Source organism: Bradyrhizobium sp. USDA 4341, from assembly GCF_054063755.1.
The window spans coordinates 3,423,719-3,442,368 of sequence record NZ_JBSSGO010000002.1; the positions used below are offsets into that span (position 1 = coordinate 3,423,719).

An 18,650-nucleotide genomic window follows, 5' to 3' on the forward strand; every position below is an offset into this window, starting at 1 on the left:
CGGTCCGTGACGTCACATCACGCATTTGTATCGATTTGTTAGCAATGCCTGCCGGCGGGAACCAAAACGTGAGCCCGCCGTGGCACGGTTCGTTCCAATAGTTCATAGTTTGTCAAAGGTTTGCAGAGAATTCTTCGGCACCGCGCGATGGCCAGACCATGCAGGCAACGTAGTGAGATGCGTATCGATCTCAGATCATATTTCGCGGCCCTGTTCGCGGGTGACCTCGCGGCCTTCGGCGCACCACCGACGGATGAAGCGCTTGCCGGCCACATCCGCGCCGAGCAGGTTTCGCTCGTGCTCGGCTATTCCTTCGGCATCATGCTGGCCAACGCCTGCAATGCGCTGGTGCTCGCGGCTGCGCTGTGGCAATCGCCGGATTGGGCCTTCGCGCTGGTGTGGGCCGCTGCGGTGAGCAGCGCGGCGCTGTTCTTCGGCATGCAGGTGCGCGCATCGCGCCGCATCGCCAAGCCGCAATTCGTGTCGCGCCGGACCATGTACCGGCTGGTGCGCAATGCGCTGGCGCTGGGCGCGGCCTGGGGCGTCGTCCCCGTCGCCTTCTTTGCGAACGCATCGAGCGGCGCCCAATTGGTGATCACGTGTCTTTGCGCCGGCATGCTGGCCGGCGGCGCCTTCGCCTTCTCCACCATCCCGATCGCCGCCATTGCCTTTACCGGGCCGATCTTCGTCGGCACGGCGATCTGCCTCGGCAGAGACGGCGACTTCATCTATCTGCTGATGGTCGTGCTCGTCCTGGTCTACGGCTCCGTGCTGCTGCGCGGCGTGTTCGTCAATGCATTCGAGTTCAGGCGCCGCATCATCGCCCAGCACGAAGCCGAACGGACGGTGCGGCAGGATCCTTTGACGCATCTGCCGAACCGCGTCGCCTTCAACGAGGCGCTCAACGGCGCGCTGAGCCGGCTGGAGCGCTCAGGCGAGGAATTCGCCGTGCTGCTGCTCGATCTCGATCGCTTCAAGGAGATCAACGACAGGTTCGGCCATCCGGCAGGCGACGAACTCCTGGTGCAGCTTGCGGCCCGGTTGCAGCGCTGCACGCGCGCGGCCGAGCATGTCGCGCGGATCGGCGGCGACGAGTTCGCGCTGATCATGTCCAATTTGACGCGGCCCGAGGATGCGCTCGCGATCGCCGAGCGGTTCGTCGCGGCGTTTGCCGATCCGTTCCAGATCGACGGGTTCGAGATCACCAGCGCGATCAGCATCGGCATCGTGCTCGCGCCGCGGGACGGCAACACCTCCCACGATCTGCTCAAGCATGTCGACATCGCGCTCTACCGGGCGAAGAAATCCGGCCCCGGCACCATCTGCTTCTTCGAGGCCAGCGACGACCAGTCGGCGCGCGACCGCCGCGCCCTGCAGCGCGACCTCGAACAGGCCATCGAGGCGGACCAGCTGTTTCTGGTCTACCAGCCGTTCCTCGACATCCGCAAAGGCCGCGTCACCGGCTTCGAGGCGCTGCTGCGCTGGCAGCATCCGACACGTGGATTGATCCCGCCCAGCGTCTTCATTCCGATCGCCGAGGAGAGCGGACTGATCCATCAGCTCGGCGAGTGGGTGATCCGCCGCGCCTGCGCGATGCTGTCGCGCTGGCCGGACGACATCAGGATCGCGGTGAATTTCTCCGCGGTCCAGCTCCAGAACGTCGGCATCCTGCAGACCATCGTCGAGGCGCTTGCCGAGGCCAATGTCGCGCCGAACCGGCTGGAGATCGAAATCACCGAATCGATGCTGATCTCGAAATACGGATCGGCGCCGGCGATCCTGAACGGGCTGCTCGAGCTCGGCCTGACGGTCGCGCTCGACGATTTCGGCACCGGCTTCTCGTCACTGACCTATTTGCGCAAGCTGCCGTTCAGCCGCATCAAGATCGATCAATCCTTCATCCGGGACATGCTGACCCAGCCGGATTGCGCCGCGATCGTCAAATCGGTGATCGGCCTCGCGCAGGACCTGCAGATCGGCGTCGTGGCCGAAGGCGTCGAGACCGCGGATCAGCTCGAATATCTGCGGCAGACCAGCTGCGACGAGGTGCAGGGCTATTTGATCGGCCGGCCAATGTCGGGCAGCGATATCTCCGCGCTGCTCGATCACAATGCACAGCACTCGGAGCACGCGGCCTAGCGCGGATCGAACGCCCGCGCACCGGTCGAGCGCATCACGGCGCGTCGGCGCGATGCAAGGTGTCCACCGTGATGGTGCCGCGGGCGCGCGAGACGCACGCGCAGATCTTGCGGCTCTCCTGCTTCTGGTGGTCGCTGAAGAACACGTCGCGGTGGTCGATCTTGCCGTCGACATCGACCACATCGATCGCACAGACGCCGCATTCGCCGCGCCGGCAGTCGCTCATCACCTCATGGCCGGCTTCGTTGAGCACGTCCAGCATCGAGCGGTCGCGCGGGATCATGAACTCGGTCCCCTCACCCCTGAGCCGCACGCGGAACGCCTCGGTCGGCAGCAGCCCGCTCGATCCAAAGGTCTCGTAACGCAGATCGGTCATCGCCCGGCCGGACGCCTCCCAGGCACGCCGCGCCGCATCGAGCATCCGCATCGGGCCGCAGAACAACGTCATCGTATCCTGCGGCAAGCCTGCGAAGACGCCGTCGAGGTCGAGCCGCCCGCCCTCGTCGCCGGCATGGACGATGAGGCGGTCGCCGAGCAGGCGCTCGAGCGTATCGAGATAGGCCGCGTCGCCGCGCGTGCGTACGGCATAGTGCAAGGCCACGCCGGCATCTCGGCGAACCAGCGCCTGCGCCGCACCGACGATCGGCGTGATGCCGACGCCACCCGCGATCAGGCAGAATTGCCGCCGCGTCCAGTCGAGCTGCACAAGCGAAGTCGGCAGCGTGATGATGAGCCGCGCCCCCGGCGCGAGCGACCACATATAGCGCGAGCCGCCGCGGGAATCCGGTGCGTGCCGTACCGCGATCCGGAAACCTTGCGGATCGACTTCGCCGACCAGCGAATAGGACCGGGTCTGCGGCTGGCCGTCGATGGTGACGCCGACATCGATGTGGCTGCCGACGGCATAGGGCGCGCCGGTGAAATCGTCCGGCCGCAGCAGGAACTCGCGGATGCCGGGCGTGAGATCGCGCGTCGCCAGCAGCGTGGCCGACGTCCAGGTTTCAATAAATCGCATCGCGCGCTCCGTTCAGCCGGCGGTGACCAGCGCCAGCGCCGGCAGCAGATCAAGGTGAGTACGGTTGCGCAGCGCCAGCCGCAGATTGCGTGCCGCAAGCCGGGCATGCTCGCGCATGATCGCTTCGGCACGCGCGCCCTCCCGGTTCTCGATGGCGTCGACCACCACGCGATGATGGTCTTGCGCGATCAGCAGGATCTGGCGCGCCTCGGGCAAGGCCGATTGCGCCATCACGAAGCCGCTCGGCGAGGCGAACGGCAGCGCCGAGGCGCGGTCGATCTGCCGGATCAACGGCGGGCTGCGCGACAGTTCGGTGAGCAGCGCGTGGAAGCGTGCGTTGAGCGCGACATAGGACGAAAAGGCTTCGACGGAGATCGGGTCCTGCCGCATCAGGCCGTCGATCTCGCTGAGGCATTCCTTCAGCGGCTCGAGATCGCGCGACGAGACGCCGCGCTCGGCGGCAAAGCGCGCGGCAAGGCCTTCCAGCGTGCCGCGCAGCTCGATCGAATCGAGGATGTCGCGCTCGGAAAACGCCTTGACCATGAAGCCGCCGGACGGGATCGCCTCCAGCAGGCCCTCCTCCTCCAGCCGGACCAGCGCCATCCGCACCGGCGTGCGCGACACCCCGGTGATCTCGACCGCCTGCAGTTCCGAGATGCGCTCGCCCGGCCGCAAGCGGCCCGAGAGAACCAGGTCGCGCAGTGCGAGCTGCGCCCGCACGGTGTGCGATACTGAGCGATCGGCTTCGCGTTCCGCCATGGCTCGGCCTACTCCGCCGCTTGCAACTGCTGTGACGGATTTTCCTTCGCCACCATGCGGTCGATGACGCGCCGCGCCCACATCGCACCGGCATCGATGTTGAGGTTGTAGAACACGCGGTCCGGATTCTCGTCCATCGCGCGCTGTTGCGCTTCCAGGATGATCTCGTCCTCGTGGAAGATGCCGGCGACGCCGTCGCGGATTTCGCTCGTCAGGCGCTGCTCGGTGATGCGGTGATTGCGGACGAAGGCCCAGAAATAATGACAGGTCTTCTCGGTCTCCGGCGTGATGGTGTTGAGCACATAGCCGTTGACGCCCTGCGAACGATCGCCCTCCGGCGCGCCCGATCCGGCCGGCGCGACGCCGACGTCGATATTAACGGTGCATGGCGCCTCGAAGCGGATGATCTGCCAGCGATCGACCAGGCCCGGCTTCTGCAACTGCCTGGCCCAGAACGGCGGCGCCTCGATGCCCCTCATCCAGCGCGTGACGGTGACGGTCTTCTCGCCATGGGTGACGTCGAACGGCGCTTCGGCGACCGCATCATTGCCGATGCTCGAGCCGTGCACGAAGGTCTCGTGGGTCAGGTCCATCAGATTATCGACGACGAGGCGGTAATCGCATTTGACGTGAATGGTCTTGCCGTCGCCGGCCCATGCCGGATCGTGATTCCAGTGCATGTCGGGCACCAGCGCGGGATCGGCCAGCGCGGGATCGCCCATCCAGAGCCAGATGAAACGATGGCGCTCCACGACGGGATAGGCGCGCACGCATGCCGACGGATTGATCGTCTCCTGCGAAGGCATGAAGGTGCAGCGGCCCTGCGCATTGTATTTCAGGCCGTGATAGCCGCAGACCACGGTATCGCCGTCGAGCCGGCCCTTGGAGAGCGGCACGAGGCGATGCCAGCAGGCATCCTCGAGCGCCACGACCTCGCCATCGCCCCTTTCGGTACATCACGACATGCCTGCCGCAGATCGTCCGCGGCAACAGCGCGTGCTTGATCTCGGCATCCCAGCCGCCTGCGTACCACGCGTTCATTGGAAAGGGTTTTGGCATCGGTCGCCCTCTTGGGATCTCTTCGGATACTTTATGTATACATCAATCTTCCGAATATGACAAATCACGGTATTATAGTCCGCGAATAGGATATCTATGTATACATCTATTAAGTAATGAGGAGCAGCCGGGGGTCTTGGCGCGCATTCCGCCGCGCCAACGGCGCATCGCCCCGGCGCTTTCGCGCCCGAGGCGAGGAGACTCACTGAGGATTTGAAGGGTTCGACGACCCGGCCGCGCCGGTGCGGCCTACGAGTTCGACGCCGCGCGGGTCGAGGCCGACTTGACGTCCTTGATGCTGACCACGACGGCGATGCGCTTGATCGTGCCGCTGCGGTAGGCCTGCAGGAATTTGTCGTAGTGCTTGACCGAGATGCAGCCGTTGGAGTCGCCGTTCGGCCCGAGCATGTAGCTGTGGACGAGCAGGCCGACACGCCCGAACGTATCGCTGCCATCGACCGGGGTCATGCGCAGCGCGGGCACGCCGTGGAACAGCTTCTCGCGCGGCTTCATCTCGTAGACGCCGGGCGGCGTCGCACCGGCGTTGCGGGCGGTCACATGCGACGGATCGTCGAGCAGATTGCCGAGCCCCGAATGCGCTTCGAACTTCGTGCCGTCGGGCATGTACACGATGCGGCCGGTGATGTCGTAGACCGCCGTGGTGCTGTCATAACCGAGCGCACCGAGATCGGGGCTCGGGCCGGACAACAAGCCATCATTCGGATCGATCGAGGCCAGGTGCAGCTTGCCCGGCATCATGTCGGCGATCTTCTGCAGGAACGTCCGGTTGTCGCCCTGCTGCACCGGCGCCTGCGGCGGCAGCGGCTGATCGTTGCGCGCGAGCAGATTGGCCTCGACCGGCCGCGATCGCGGCATCGGCACGGCGGAAGCTGCGGTCGAGGTCGTGGCCGCGACCGATGCCGTCGCCGGCTGGCTGGCCGGCAGTTCGGTCTGGGTGTCACGCAGCTGGCCGGCCAGCGCGTCCTCGATCTGACCGAACTCGGAATCGAAATCGCCGCGGCTCGAACGGAACCCGCGGCGCAGAGGATAATAGAGCGAAGCCGTATTGATCGTGGAGCGAGAGCCGAAGCGATCGTCGAAATTCAGCGAGGCGGTGGTGTTGGCGAGTGCCGGCCCATGCAGCCAAGCGGTCGGGTCGATGCCGACCATCCAGGCGGCAAGGCCAGACGACATGACGAGCGCGGTCACGGCGAACGCCGTGCTGCCCACCAGAGACACGCCGCGGTTCGACTTACGCGCGGCTGCTTTCGTCGTACGTTGACCCATCATCCCCAAGTCGGTGCTCTGGGGCCTGTTACCCGGCCCACGTTGGATTCACCGTTCACACATCATATCAGGGAATTAGAGTAAGGCATAATCGAGACGAAAGCGGGCAACGACAGGATTTTTAAACGTTTTTCGGATGGAAAGTGCCGGCGAATCAGCCCTGTGAGGGTCGAAATGGCCTACAAAGTCCCGATTCGGGACAATTTCGGTGACTCAGGCGATCTTTTCTTCCCGGAGGGTGAGCACCGGGACCGGCTTCCCGATGGCGTACCCTTGCGCGTAGTCGACCCCGATCTGGCGCAACTCGTCCAGGATCGCGAGGCTCTCGACGAATTCGGCGACCACCTGCTTCTGCATGATCTTCGCGGTCTTGGTGATCATCTCGACCATCGCGCGATCGACCTTGCTGTTCAGGATCTCCTTCACGAATGAGCCGTCGATCTTGATGATGTCGACCGGCAGGTGCTTCAGATAGGCGATCGAGGACATGCCGGTGCCGAAATCGTCGAGCGAGAAGCTGCATCCGATCTCGCGCAGCCGCGCAATGAACGTCTGCGCCTCGTCGAGATTGGAGATGGCGCTGGTCTCGGTGATCTCGAAACACACCAATGCCGGCGAAACATCATGCTGCGCGAACAGTTCGGCGACGAAGTCGACGAAGTCGCCGTCCCCGATGGTGGCGCCGGAGAGATTGATGGCGTAGCTCGCAATCTTGCGCGGGTGGTGCTTGCGCTCGGCGATGATCTCGAAGGCGCGGCGAACCACCCAGCGGTCGATCAGCGGCATCAGCCCGTAGCGTTCGGCCGCGGGCAGGAAGCTGCCGGGCGGCACCAGCGCGCCATTCTCGTCGCGCAGCCGCAGCAGCAATTCGCGCCGCTCATTGCCCTTCAGCGCACCGTTGATCGGGCGGATCTCCTGCTCGTAGAGGCAGAAGCGTCCCTCATCCAATCCCTTGCGGATGCGATTGACCCAGCTCATCTCGGCGACACGCACCGCCATGCCGGTATCGGACGGACGGTGTTCCTGGACGCGATTGCGTCCCTTGTCCTTGGCGAGGAAGCAGGCGACGTCGGCAAGCCGCAACGCGTCCTGCACGCCGGCGCTGTCGGCAAGCGCGACCAGACCGATGCTCGCGCTGATCCGGAAGCTCGAGCCCTCATGGACGAAGCTCGACTGCTCGACCACCGCCCTGATCCGCTCCGCGACATCGGCAGCAACGTCGTGTGTGGCGGAGCCATCGTCACACAGCAGAATGCCGAATTCGTCGCCGCCGAGACGCGCAACCAGCCCGCTGTCGCTGACCTCGGCGGCCAGCAGCTTCGCCACCTGCTTCAGCAGCCGGTCACCCGCCATGTGGCCGCAGGTGTCGTTGACGATCTTGAACTGGTCGAGGTCGATCAGCATCAGATCGGCGCCCACGACCGGCGAGCCCGACATCGCCTTGTGCAGCTCGAACTCGAATTGCCGCCGGTTTGCAAGGCCGGTGAGCGCGTCATGGGACGCAGCCCACGCCAGTTCCTCGACCAGCCGCCGCTCGGCGGTCATGTCGTGAATGATCATGACGCGGCCGGCCGGTTCGCCGGCATGCACGATCGGGGTCTCGACCACCGAGACCGGCACGCTGGAATGATCCGGCCGCACCAGCAGCCGCTGCTGCGGCCGGCCTTCGTCGTCGGCATCGGCGCTCTGGAACGATCCCCGCACCGGCTGCTCGGCAATGTTGAACAGCGATGAAAGCTGCCATCCGGTCACGTCCTGCCCCGACGCGATCAGCCGCTGCGCTGCGCCGTTCATGTAGCCGACGCGATCGTCCTGCGTGGTCACGATGACAGCGTCGCCGATCGAGGCCAGCGTGAGCTGGGCGCGCTCCTTCTCGACCGCGAGCGCGGTCTCGGCAAGCCAGCGCCGCCACAGCATGCGCCTAGTGTGGAACAGCACGATGCCGGCAAGGCAGGCCGCGATCACGAGATTGACCAGCAGCAGCAGCGCGGAGACCTGACGCGACGCCTTCCCCAACTGGTCGGAGAAATCGACGGCGAGCGTGCTCAGCGCGGCGTCGACCGCGCCGATCCGCTCGGCCCAGTGTTTGATGGTCGCAGCCGAGGGATCATGCAGCGCGACGTCGCTCGCGGCCTCGTTCCTGATTTCAATCAGCTGATCGAGCAGCGCATCCGAATTCCGCCAGGCCGTCACCGCGCCGGCCACGTGGTGCATCGTGCGGAAATATTTGAACAGCCAGATCAGGCCGCCGATGTCGTCGTCGTGATTGCCCGCTTTGGCGAAGCCACGCCTCGCCACGGCGTCGTTGTTGCCTGGCGCTTCCAGCGCGCGCCGCGCCGTGCGATCGGCCAGCGGCACCGCGATCGCGGCATCGAACTTCTGCAGATAGAGCGGCGCGCCGGTGCTGACATAGGTCTGAAGGTAGTAGATGGCGTCCTTCTGCCCCTTCGACCACAGGCTCTCGCCCGCCACATAGGCGCGCACCGCGGACATCACCTGCAGGCTGCCGGCCGACAGACCGCCCAGCAGCAACACGATGGCGAGCAGAGGCCCGACCACCCGCCACAGCGACCAGCTTCGAAACGAAAAGAACATGCCTAATGCGCCCGACCCTGAAATGTCGGGTAAGCCTAGGAATGCCGGCTTAACCTCACGTTGCAAAACGCGATGAGTTTGAAACGACTTGGCTGTAACGGAATTGCGTCAAACTTTACGCAACTGCCGCGACGCTCAGGGACGCAATGTCGGCGACGTGTTCGGGGCCGGCGCCTGCTCCATTTCGGACTCTTCGGGCAGCTTGTCGGCATGGACGGCAAGCGGCGTGCCGATCCAGAGCGGATCGTCGCGATGATCGCGGCGTGGATTGGTCGTGTTGGGATGGACCAGGATGCTCAGGCTGCCATGGTTCAGCATCAGCCACGGCACCAGGGTCGGAAACAGCTCGGCCGCAAACGCCACCTGATACATCGCCTGGTCGTGCGGGCCGACCTTGACGTCGTGCCAGCGCCCCAGCGTGACCAGGAAACGCTCGCCCATCCAGTTGCGCAGGCGTTCGGCCTCGCCCCGGCTGGTGGTGGGGTCGTAATAGACATGGGCGTGATAGCTCGCGATCTCGCCGATCGTCCGTGGCCCGTCCGTCATCTCGCCTCTCCTTCCGCGGCCGGTCACGTCCGCCGCAGCACACTGAACTGGAACGACTGCGTCGCGCCCCAGGGCGTGACGTGCCGATGCGCCTCATGCGCGATCAACTCGAAGGCCGGGCCGATGGTCCGGCTGAGCGTTGCGGGATCATAGCGCTGCACCGGCAGGCCGCTGCATTTTTCCGGACCGTCGAGCGCGAAGGTGCCGATCACGGCGTGGCCGCCTGCCTTGACGCCGCGATGCAGTCTGTCGAGATAGGCCGAGCGATCGCTCTCCTCGACGAGAAAATGAAACGCCGCACGATCGTGCCAGATGTCGAAAGCCTGCTGCGGCTGCCAGACCGTCGCATCATCGGCCACCCAGCGCACCGCTGCGCTTGTCGCGCCGATCCGTTCCCGCGCGCTCGCCAGCGCTGCTTCCGAGAGATCGAGCACGGTCAGATCATGAAAGCCCCTCGCCAGCAGCGCATCGACGAGGCGCGAGGCCCCACCGCCGATGTCGATGATCGACGCATCGCGGCCGGGCGCGACGGATTCGATCAAGCCCAGCGATGGCTGCGGATCGGCCTGCGACCAGCTCACCTGCTGCTCGCCCTTGGTCAGATAGACGGTCTGCCAATGCGACTGGCGATCAGAAGCGGTCACGGCGATAGGTCCCGAAAGCGGCAGCAACCCGCGTTGCGCACCATTAACCATCAGCTAGGCGCGGCGGTCTCCGGCGTCAACCGGCAGCAGCCGACACGCGCGGCTGCGCAGCAGCAAATGCCGCATTTGCATCGCCACATTTTCCATTTAACCTGATGGCGAGGTTGAGATCGGGGCGTCCGGGGATGGCCAATTTCGGCTGGACACGCGGCAACAGGCCTGCACAGACGGACGACGCCGCCAGCGACTTGCGCGGCCTCACCGATCCCTGCGCGTTTCTCGCCGCACTCGACAAGGTGGTGCCGCGCTATCTCGATCTCGCCGACAACGGCGTACTGGTCTATCCGGCTTGCAAGCGCAAGCCGGGCGACCTGCTCGGCGATAGCAGGGCGATCTGGGAGCACACGCGGCTCGAGGCGATGCGCTATGTCCCGATGGTGCCGCGGAAAGACACCTCGCTGCTGGTCGATCCGGCGCGCCAGGCCGAGATGATCGACGCCTTCCTGCGCCAGCGCGCGCACGACAACACCGTCGTCGATTTCACGGGAACGGCGATCGAGGATTACGGCATCGCGATCTATGCGGCGCTGAACTGGCTGAACCATTGCGGCGCCATAGTGGGTGCCGATCCGCAAAAATTCTCCGGCACGCTGCGCAGCTTCCGCAAGGTCATGGTCGTCGCCCGGCAGTGGTGGGCGCTCGACGGCGCCGCGGAGCGCTGCCGGCAGATGCTGGAGGCGCGCGAGCGGCCACCGCTGGTGTTCTTCCTGCTGTGGGCCGAATGCACCAATTTGGCGCGGGAGATCGCGATCGCGGCGGCCGGCGCGGCGGCGACCGAAGACAGTATCGCGCGCATGCGCGCGGCCGAAGATCCGGAACAGCTGACGTAAGCCGGCGGGCTCCCGCCGTCAGGCAACCGGGTCGGCGTCGGCGGACACCACCAGCAGGTCCTTGGACTTGCGCGCGATCAGGCGGCCGAGATCGCCCTGCCTGTAGGTCTCGACGAATTTGATGGCGAAGCCGTTCGGCAGATGCCGGACCACGCGGCCGACGCAGGCGCCGATCGCCAGCGGCATGCCGATCGGCGGCTGCAGCTCGGAGGACACCGCCGCGCCCGACAGCGACATGTCGATGATGAAGCAGCTCTGCATGGTGCCGTCCGCCAGCGTCAGCATGGCATGCGGCGCGACCGGAACAAAACGCGGATTGTTGCGCGTCTCGCGGATGCCCGGATCCCTCTGCTTCTTCTCGATCCAGGTCAGCTTGTCGGCGAACTTCTCACGCCTGGCATGCGTCATCTCGAGCTCGAGCAGGAAGCTTCCGCTCATCGTGTCGGTGATGCAGCCTTCGAACTTGCCGAACTCCTCGAAATACGAGGTCAACCGGTCGCCGATCTTGCCGACGACGGGCACGTCCACGATCATCCGGAACGGCGAGACGCGCGTGGTGCGGCAGGCGAAGGTGCGCAGCTTGCCCTGCGCATCGTACCAGTTCGGCAGCGTATAGCTGCCGTTGACGATGATCCTGACCGCGCGTTGCTTGAGAAACTTTTCGACAGACACGACTGGACCTCGCCCGAGGCGATCTGAGTGCACGGAGGTCTGGGGTTGACCGACATCGGTGGTCGGTCTGGTGGCGGGGACATCCGTTACCGACGCGATTGCAGCGGGAAGGCCGCGGGTTGCGTCCCAGCGCGTCGCGCATCGTCCTGGCGCGCAGGTGCGTACAGTCGTACCGTCGAAAGACTAGGAAAAAGTTAAGCCGGGACAGAGCGCGGGCGGCGCACTCTATGGCGCAACCCTTTCGCGTCAGTTTATTTTGCGAGCCGTACAACTACCGGGAGAGTTGCCGCACGCCGTTGCAATCGCGCCGTGCCCTAAACCGCCTGCCTTGGCGCGCAACCGGGTGCTAGCCTCAACCTTGATGCCAGCCTTTTGATGCCAGCCTTGGCCGAAATCAGACCGGATCCTCAAATGCCAAACATCTCAGACAAGTCGCTTGCCGACGGCAAGATCCTGCAAAGCGTGGTCGACGGCGTCGGCGTCATCACCTTCAACAATCCGGACAAGCGCAATGCGATGTCGCTGGAGATGTGGGAAGGGCTCGGCGAGGCGCTGATCGCCTTGCGCGACGATCCGGTCGTCCGTGTCGTGATCCTGGTCGGCGCCGGCGACAAGGCCTTCGTGTCCGGCGCCGATATCAGCCAGTTCGAGAAGACCCGCCACAACGCCGCGGCCTCCGAGGAATATTCACGGCGCAGCGCCGCCCAGCGCGCCTTGCTCGCCGACTACCCGAAGCCGACCATCGCCTGCATCCGCGGCTTCTGCCTCGGCGGCGGCATGCAGGTCGCGATGCTGACCGATATCCGCATCTCCGGCGCCAGCGGGCAGTTCGGCATTCCCGCCGCCAAGCTCGGCATCGCCTACGGCTATGACGGGCTGCGCCACCTGGTGTCGCTGGTCGGCCCGTCCTGGGCGCGGCTGATCATGTATACCGGCATGCGGATCGACTCCGCGGAAGCGCTGCGGATCGGCCTCGTCGATCGCGTGCTGCCGGATGCCGAGTTGTGGGACGCGACCATGGAGATCGCACGCACGATTTCGGGCAACGCGCCGCTGGCGATCAAGGCCGCCAAGATCACCATCGCGCAGGTGCTGAAGGATCCCGCCGATCGCGACATGGCCGCGATCAAGCAGATCGGCATCGACTGCATGGACAGCGCGGATTTCCGCGAAGGCCGCAGCGCCTTCATGGAAAAGCGCAAGCCGCAGTTCAAGGGCCGCTAGCCATCCGGTGTCATCACCCGCGCATGCTTTCGCGGTAGTGACAGCTGAGAGTGCGGTAACAGCGGGGTCCAATCCGCCGTCGTCGTTGCCACGCAACACACTGTCATCGCCCGGCTCGACCGGGCGATCCAGTATTCCAGAGGCGGTTGTGCTTGAGCCGATGGGCCGCGGCGTACTGGATCGCCCGGTTAAACCGGGCGATGACAGATGATGATGTCGAGCGATTTCTGAATATTAGAAGAATATCCCTGATTTGCCCGACGCGTCAAGTAGCCTGGTCGAACGCCGGCCGCCGCCGGCTACTTTGCATGGGGTTGTTTTCGATATTTTGGCAGTGTGCTCGCGATTGAACCTGCCCCCTACTTCTTCTCGTTGACCGGCACCGTGTAGTTGAGGATCAACCGCCCGCCGTCGGGATAGATGGTCTGGCCGGTGATGTAGGAGGCGTCGTCGCTGGCGAGGAACGCCACGACCGAGGCAACCTCGCTCGGCTCGCCGCAGCGCCCGGCCGGGGTGCGCGACAGCACGCTGCGCCGCGCGTCCTCCGACGAGAAGATCGCCGTCGCCACCATCTCCGTCAGGATGGTGCCGGGCCCGACGGCCACGACGCGAATGCCGTGCGGCGCCAGCGCCACGGCGGCCACCGAGGTGAGCTGCTTCATCGCCCCCTTGGACATCGCGTAGGTCGCAAGCGAGGGGATCGCGAGCAGCGCGTTGACCGAGGACATGTTGACGACGACGCCGCCACCGCCCTGCGCGATCATCTGGCGCGCCGCGGCCTGGACGCCGAAGAACGCGCCCTTGAGATTGATCCCCATCACGTCGTCGAACTCGGCCTCGCTGATATCGAGGAAGTCGCGGTTGCGCGCGACGCCGGCATTGTTGACCATGACGTCGAGCCGGCCGAACTCCTTCACCGCGTGAGCTACGATGCGATCGACATCGGCGCGCTTGCTGACATCGGCCTCGACGGCCCGCAACCGATCCTCATGTCCGAGCTCCTGGGCGGCGTGGACGAGCCCCGCAGCGTCGACATCCGAGATCACAACCCTGGCGCCATCGGACAGGAACCGCGCGGCGCAGGCCTTGCCAATACCGCGCGCCGCCCCGGTGATGGCGACGACCTTGCCGGAATTCTTCATGGGAGTGCCTCCAGACCAAAACTGTTCACGGAGCAATAGCGCATTGCGCGTCGGCAGGGAACGCGCCGGATTCCCCGCGCGAGAGGTCAGGACTTGATGCGCGCGAGAATCCGGTCGGCCTCGGTGCGCCAATCGGCGCTGCGGGCGAAGTGCGGCGTTCCCTTGACCCCGAACACGCCGTCATCGGCAAGATCGGCGATCCAGCCCTGCCGCTCGGCGGTGCCCGAAGCGGACCATGGCGTCAGCCCGGCCTCGCGCACGGTCTCGGCCACCTCGCGCACCTCCTCGGCACGCCGCCGGCCATGCTCGATCACCCGCTGGAAGAAATAGGCGCCCTGCTTCTCCCAATCGATGCCGGGAAAGGTCTCCTTGAGCGAGGCGAGCACCGCGTCCTCGACGCCGTAGGCGCGTGCGGTGGTAAAGCTCTCGATCACCATGGCCTCGAGGCCCTTGATCATGATGCTGCGGCACATCTTGACCGCCGACGACACGCCAAGCTCGTCGCTCGCGACCTTCGCGGCGAAGCCAAACGCCACCAATAGCGGCGCCAGTTCCCGCGCACCGCGGCCGCCGAGCAGCAGCGGCACCTTGATCCGGTAGGGCGGCAGCGAGGTCATCACCGCGCCCTCGACATAGCGGCCGCCGGCGCCATCGACGTGGGCTGCCGCGCGCCGCTTGGCGCCGGGCGACGCCGAATTGAAATCGAGAAACCAGGCGCCGTTCCGGATCGCGAGCGCGCAGGCCTCGGCCACCGGCACCGCCTGGCTCGCCGTCACCGCAGAGATGATGAAATCGGCCCGCGCCGCGAGATCGGCGTGGGACTGCGCGAGCGCGACACCGGTCTCCGCCGCGTGCGCGCGCAGCGGCGCGCCCTCCGCGCGGTCGAGCTTGATATCGTAGGCAGCGACCTTGACGTCCTGCTGGCGCAGGTCCTCGGCGAGGATGCGTCCGACCTCGCCATAACCGAGCATGCCGACCTGCCACTGCCGCGGATCGCTGGAGATTGTCATCAGTTCAAGTCCCGTGTTGTGTCGTCAAACAGCTCGTCGACCGTGATCCGCCGGGGGATCAGCGCCTGCTGGACGCAATAGTCGATCATCAGTTCGAGCGGCTTGCGGTTGGCCTCGACGCCGAACGGCAGCAGGTCCGGCGCACTCGCGGAACCGGCGTTCGCCTTGGCGCGCTTGAGGAGTTCGTAGAGGCTGCGCACCACGTCCGGGCGCGATGTCGCAAGCTGCGTCGTCACCACCACCAGATGATTGACCGGCACGACGCCGTGTCGCGCGTACCACCGCGCCGCCTCTGCGGCCGGATCGGCGAACAACGGCTTGAGCGCCGGATCGCGCAAGGTCTCGCCCAGCACGGCATCGAGCTCGTCGTCCTTCAGCATCTGGATGATGGCCCTGCCCTTCGGGGCACGTTCGGTGCTGTCGACATATTCGGCGACATGCGGGTCCTCGAACGTGACCCAGTCGATCCGGTCGAGGTTCACGCCATGATCGTTGGCAAGGATGCCGCGCATCCATGCGCCCGTCGTGGTGGTGAACGAGCGGATGCCAACCCGCCTGCCTTCGAGATCGGTTGGCATCAGCGTGCCGCGGTCGGCGCGGTATAGCGCGTGGCCATGCTGGAAGCGGCCGACCATCGCGGCCGGCAACAGCACCAGTGGTTTGCCGTGCGCCCTTGCCATCAGATAGGTCACGATCGCCATCTCGCAGACATCGAACGCCTGCTCGCGCACCATCGGCTTGAACGCCGCATTGGTCGGCGTGAACTCGGTGAAGTCGAGATCGAACAGCTCCGAGCGCAGCTCGCCGCTCTTCACCGCGTGGACGTGCGGGTGATTGCCAAGCACCGAGCGCAGCCGAAGTTTCTCCATGGCGACGAACTCCGCGGGGTCAGGTCAGCGCGCGCCCTGGATTCACGCTTGCGGCCTTGCGCGGCACAGGCGCTGGTTGATCGAGCGGCGCGGCCTGCAGCGCGGCAACCGTCGCGCGCACCAGCTGCTCGATGGCATGGCCGGCATCGGTGCCGTCGGCACTGCCGCGCGACAGGCGCGAGACGCGCTCCGGCGTCACCAGCGTGTAATAGAGCGCACCGAGCAGGAAGTGGCCGCGCCAGACCAGATCGGTGCGCGGAATATGCGGCAGGCTTTCATGGATCGCGTCGATGAAGGCATGGCTGGTGTCGTCGAAGGTCTGCGCGATGATCTTGCGCACGACCTCGTTGCCCTCGGCCGACATGATCGCGCGCAACCGCGTGAATCGCGTCCCGCCCCCGGCGAGATCGCTGCCCGAGGTGAAGGCCGGCAGCACATAGGCGCGCACGATCGCCTCCAGCCGGTCCTGCAGGTCGCGGACCCGCCGCGCCGCCGCCAACAGCTCCGAGCGCCGCCGGTTCATCGGGCCGCAATGCCGCCGGTAGATCTCCAGCAGCAGGCCGTCCTTGGTCTTGAAGTGATAGGTCACGCTGCCGGGATTGGCGCCGGCTGCCTGCGCGATGTCGCGTACAGAGACGGCGTTGAAACCGTAGGTCGAGAACAATTCCTCCGCCGCGGCAAGGATCGCCTCGCGCATGTTCGGCTTGCGGGTGCTGGCGGCCTTCATGCCGGGCTTGGCAGGTTTGCGGACCATATTTGTACTATCGTCCAAATATTCAGGTCACGTCAACAAGGCGGCGGCAGGCCCGCGTTCAGAACAGTTTGACGTCAGACTCGGCACGGCCGCGTGCCGCGGCATCGAGCAGAAAGGTTTGGCCGTGGCCGGGATCGGCCGCGCGCTGTGCCTCGTCCATGTCCTGCCAGGCCGAGGTGACCAGCACGCGCGAGAAATCGCGGCCGGCAAAGGCCGGGCAGCTCGACTGCTTCGCCGGCACCTTCAGCGAGCGCAGGTGCCGGCCGCTGGGATCGTAGACATCGACGCAGCCGCCGCCCCAGCGCGCGTTCCAGATCATCCCATCGGCATCGACGATCGCACCGTCGAGCCCGCCGGTGCCTTGATGTCTGATCAAGTCGATGGGCTCGCCGGTCGGCAGTCCGGTTGATGGATCGAGCGGTACGCGATGCAGCACGTTGGTCGCGGTATCGGCGAAATAGCCGACGTCGCCGGCGGGCGAAAAGCAGATCGCATTCGGGATCGTGATCCCGGGATAGAGCCGCGTGATACGGCCGTGATGCAGCGCGTAGATCGAACCTGCGCCGTGCTCGGCCTGGCGCCCCATGGTGCCGAGCCAGAAGGTGCCCGACGGATGCACGCGCGCATCATTGGAGCGCGTCACCGGATTGTCGGCTTCGAGTGCGACAAACAACTCCAGGCGACCGCTGGCGACCTGCCGGACGTAAAGCCCATCCTCGGTGAGAATCAGCTGCCGCTCGCCATCGATCCGCGCCAGCGCGCTCGCCATTTTCGGCAGCTCGTGAATGACGGTGCGGCCGCTTGCAAAACGATGCTCGAACAGGCGGCGCTCGCGGATGTCGAACCACCAGGCGGTGTCGCTCGCCGCGTCATAGGTCGGGCCCTCGCCGAGATGACAGCGCTCGGCGGACAGCACGGATGTCGGCACCTCTTCGATCAGCGGCTCGGCGGCACGGTCGGTCATGGCGTCACTCACATGGTCGAGAATCGATAAATTGCGGTGCGTCGATAGATCTGCCCGGGATCGAGCCGCGCCGACGGGAAGTCGGGCCGGTTCGGCGTATCCGGCCAGGCGTGCGGCTCGAGACATAGCGCATCGGATTGGCGATAGAGCCGATCGCCCTTGCCGGCGCTCGAGCCGTCGAGGAAATTGCCGGAATAGAATTGCAACCCCGGCTGATCGGTGAACAGCTCCATCACGCGGCCGCTATGCGGCGCCTCGAGGCGTGCGGCGAGGCGAAGGCCTGTCCCCGAGGCCAGACAGAAATTGTGGTCGTAGCCGCGCCCGAGCCGCAGCTGCTCGTCGTTCATCCTGATCCGCGCGCCGATCGCAGTGGGCTTGCGGAAGTCGAACGGCGTGCCGTCAACCGGCTGCGGCGAGCCCGGCAACGGAATCGCGGTGGCGTCCACCGCGAGGAAATGGTCTGAGGCGATCGTCAAAAGATGATCGAGGATCTGCGTGCCCGAGCGCGCACCGTCGAGATTGAAGAAGCTGTGATTGGTGAGGTTGACGTATGTCGGCCGGTCGGTGGTCGCCTCAAAGGTGACCGCGAGTTCCATCGGGGCGCGCACGCGATAGGTCACCCGGGTCTGAAGATTGCCTGGATAGCCCTCTTCGCCATGCGGGCTTTCGCGCTCCAGCACCACCGCCGGCCGCGGTTCATCGGATAGTTCGGCGATCCGCCACAGCTTGCGATCAAAGCCCTGCAGGCCACCATGCAGCGCGTTGGGGCCGTTGTTGGCGTCGAGTTTCACCGTCTCGCCATCGAGCACGAAACGCGCGGCGGCAATCCGGTTGGCGTAGCGCCCGATGGTCGCGCCGAAGAATTTGCGTTGCGCGAGATAGCCGTCGAACTCGTCGTGGCCCAGCACGACGTCGTCGCAATGCCCGCCGCGATCGGGCGTCAGCAGCGTTTGCAGCGTGGCGCCGAAGGGAAGGATGCTGGCCTCGAAGCCGTGCGCGCCGCGCAGCGTCACGCGCTCGACCACGGTGCCGTCGTGCAATTTGCCGAAGGGCGCGCGAGCAATGCTGGCTGATGTCATTG

Annotated in this window: 16 protein-coding genes and 1 pseudogene; 3 read left to right on the forward strand and 14 right to left on the reverse strand. The window is 65.6% G+C overall.

All coding sequences use genetic code 11. The annotated features are described in order from the left end of the window. Positions 1–177: 177 nt before the first annotated feature. The gene (locus tag ACVIGB_RS22250; RefSeq protein ID WP_456721036.1) at positions 178–2,139 is read left to right on the forward strand and encodes a putative bifunctional diguanylate cyclase/phosphodiesterase; all 1,962 of its coding nucleotides are present in this window, start codon (positions 178–180) and stop codon (positions 2,137–2,139) included. Positions 2,140–2,173: 34 nt separating this feature from the next. Here the strand turns inward: ACVIGB_RS22250 and ACVIGB_RS22255 are convergent, their stop codons facing one another. From ACVIGB_RS22255 to ACVIGB_RS22285, 7 genes and pseudogenes are all read right to left on the reverse strand, one after another. Beyond that, positions 2,174–3,154, reverse strand: coding sequence for a PDR/VanB family oxidoreductase (locus tag ACVIGB_RS22255; protein ID WP_456721035.1), 981 nt, complete (start codon positions 3,152–3,154; stop codon positions 2,174–2,176). A 12-nt stretch (positions 3,155–3,166) separates the two neighbouring features. After that, positions 3,167–3,913, reverse strand: coding sequence for a GntR family transcriptional regulator (locus ACVIGB_RS22260; RefSeq protein WP_456721034.1), 747 nt, complete (start codon positions 3,911–3,913; stop codon positions 3,167–3,169). 8 nt (positions 3,914–3,921) lie between these two features. Next, a pseudogene (locus ACVIGB_RS22265) lies at positions 3,922–4,972 on the reverse strand (aromatic ring-hydroxylating dioxygenase subunit alpha). Between the two features lie 249 nt (positions 4,973–5,221). Then, positions 5,222–6,262, reverse strand: coding sequence for a DUF2778 domain-containing protein (locus ACVIGB_RS22270; protein WP_456721032.1), 1,041 nt, complete (start codon positions 6,260–6,262; stop codon positions 5,222–5,224). Between the two features lie 210 nt (positions 6,263–6,472). Then, positions 6,473–8,854, reverse strand: coding sequence for a putative bifunctional diguanylate cyclase/phosphodiesterase (locus tag ACVIGB_RS22275; protein WP_456721031.1), 2,382 nt, complete (start codon positions 8,852–8,854; stop codon positions 6,473–6,475). A 135-nt stretch (positions 8,855–8,989) separates the two neighbouring features. Continuing rightward, the gene (locus tag ACVIGB_RS22280) at positions 8,990–9,400 is read right to left on the reverse strand and encodes a DOPA 4,5-dioxygenase family protein (RefSeq protein ID WP_456721030.1); all 411 of its coding nucleotides are present in this window, start codon (positions 9,398–9,400) and stop codon (positions 8,990–8,992) included. Positions 9,401–9,423: 23 nt separating this feature from the next. Continuing rightward, on the reverse strand, positions 9,424–10,044 hold the full coding sequence (locus ACVIGB_RS22285; RefSeq protein ID WP_456721029.1) for a class I SAM-dependent methyltransferase: 621 nt from the start codon (positions 10,042–10,044) through the stop codon (positions 9,424–9,426). A gap of 185 nt (positions 10,045–10,229) precedes the next feature. Here ACVIGB_RS22285 and ACVIGB_RS22290 point away from each other — a divergent pair, with 185 nt between their 5' ends. Further along, a complete protein-coding gene (locus tag ACVIGB_RS22290; protein ID WP_456721028.1) occupies positions 10,230–10,934 on the forward strand; it encodes a hypothetical protein in 705 nt (234 codons plus the stop codon). Positions 10,935–10,952: 18 nt separating this feature from the next. Here the strand turns inward: ACVIGB_RS22290 and ACVIGB_RS22295 are convergent, their stop codons facing one another. Next, a complete protein-coding gene (locus tag ACVIGB_RS22295; protein ID WP_456721027.1) occupies positions 10,953–11,606 on the reverse strand; it encodes a PilZ domain-containing protein in 654 nt (217 codons plus the stop codon). Positions 11,607–12,017: 411 nt separating this feature from the next. On the opposite strand from ACVIGB_RS22295, the gene ACVIGB_RS22300 reads away from it, so the two are divergent. Next, complete coding sequence (locus ACVIGB_RS22300; RefSeq protein ID WP_456721026.1) at positions 12,018–12,830, forward strand: enoyl-CoA hydratase; 813 nt, start codon at positions 12,018–12,020, stop codon at positions 12,828–12,830. Positions 12,831–13,189: 359 nt separating this feature from the next. Here the strand turns inward: ACVIGB_RS22300 and ACVIGB_RS22305 are convergent, their stop codons facing one another. From ACVIGB_RS22305 to ACVIGB_RS22330, 6 genes are all read right to left on the reverse strand, one after another. Beyond that, positions 13,190–13,972: an SDR family NAD(P)-dependent oxidoreductase gene (locus tag ACVIGB_RS22305; RefSeq protein WP_212315702.1), complete on the reverse strand. Its 783-nt coding sequence runs from the start codon at positions 13,970–13,972 to the stop codon at positions 13,190–13,192. Between the two features lie 86 nt (positions 13,973–14,058). Then, positions 14,059–14,982 carry a DUF1932 domain-containing protein gene (locus tag ACVIGB_RS22310; protein ID WP_456721025.1) on the reverse strand — a complete coding sequence of 308 codons (924 nt, stop codon included), beginning with the start codon at positions 14,980–14,982 and terminating at the stop codon, positions 14,059–14,061. Then, the gene (locus tag ACVIGB_RS22315) at positions 14,982–15,851 is read right to left on the reverse strand and encodes a hypothetical protein (RefSeq protein WP_456721024.1); all 870 of its coding nucleotides are present in this window, start codon (positions 15,849–15,851) and stop codon (positions 14,982–14,984) included. Before ACVIGB_RS22315 ends, ACVIGB_RS22310 begins: the two co-directional genes overlap by 1 nt. 19 nt (positions 15,852–15,870) lie before the next feature. Beyond that, positions 15,871–16,605 carry a TetR/AcrR family transcriptional regulator gene (locus tag ACVIGB_RS22320; RefSeq protein WP_456721023.1) on the reverse strand — a complete coding sequence of 245 codons (735 nt, stop codon included), beginning with the start codon at positions 16,603–16,605 and terminating at the stop codon, positions 15,871–15,873. Positions 16,606–16,663: 58 nt separating this feature from the next. Beyond that, positions 16,664–17,542 (reverse strand): SMP-30/gluconolactonase/LRE family protein, encoded by an 879-nt coding sequence (locus ACVIGB_RS22325; RefSeq protein ID WP_456725100.1) that lies wholly within the window; start codon positions 17,540–17,542, stop codon positions 16,664–16,666. Between the two features lie 35 nt (positions 17,543–17,577). Continuing rightward, positions 17,578–18,648 carry an aldose epimerase family protein gene (locus tag ACVIGB_RS22330; protein ID WP_456721022.1) on the reverse strand — a complete coding sequence of 357 codons (1,071 nt, stop codon included), beginning with the start codon at positions 18,646–18,648 and terminating at the stop codon, positions 17,578–17,580. Positions 18,649–18,650 lie beyond the last annotated feature (2 nt).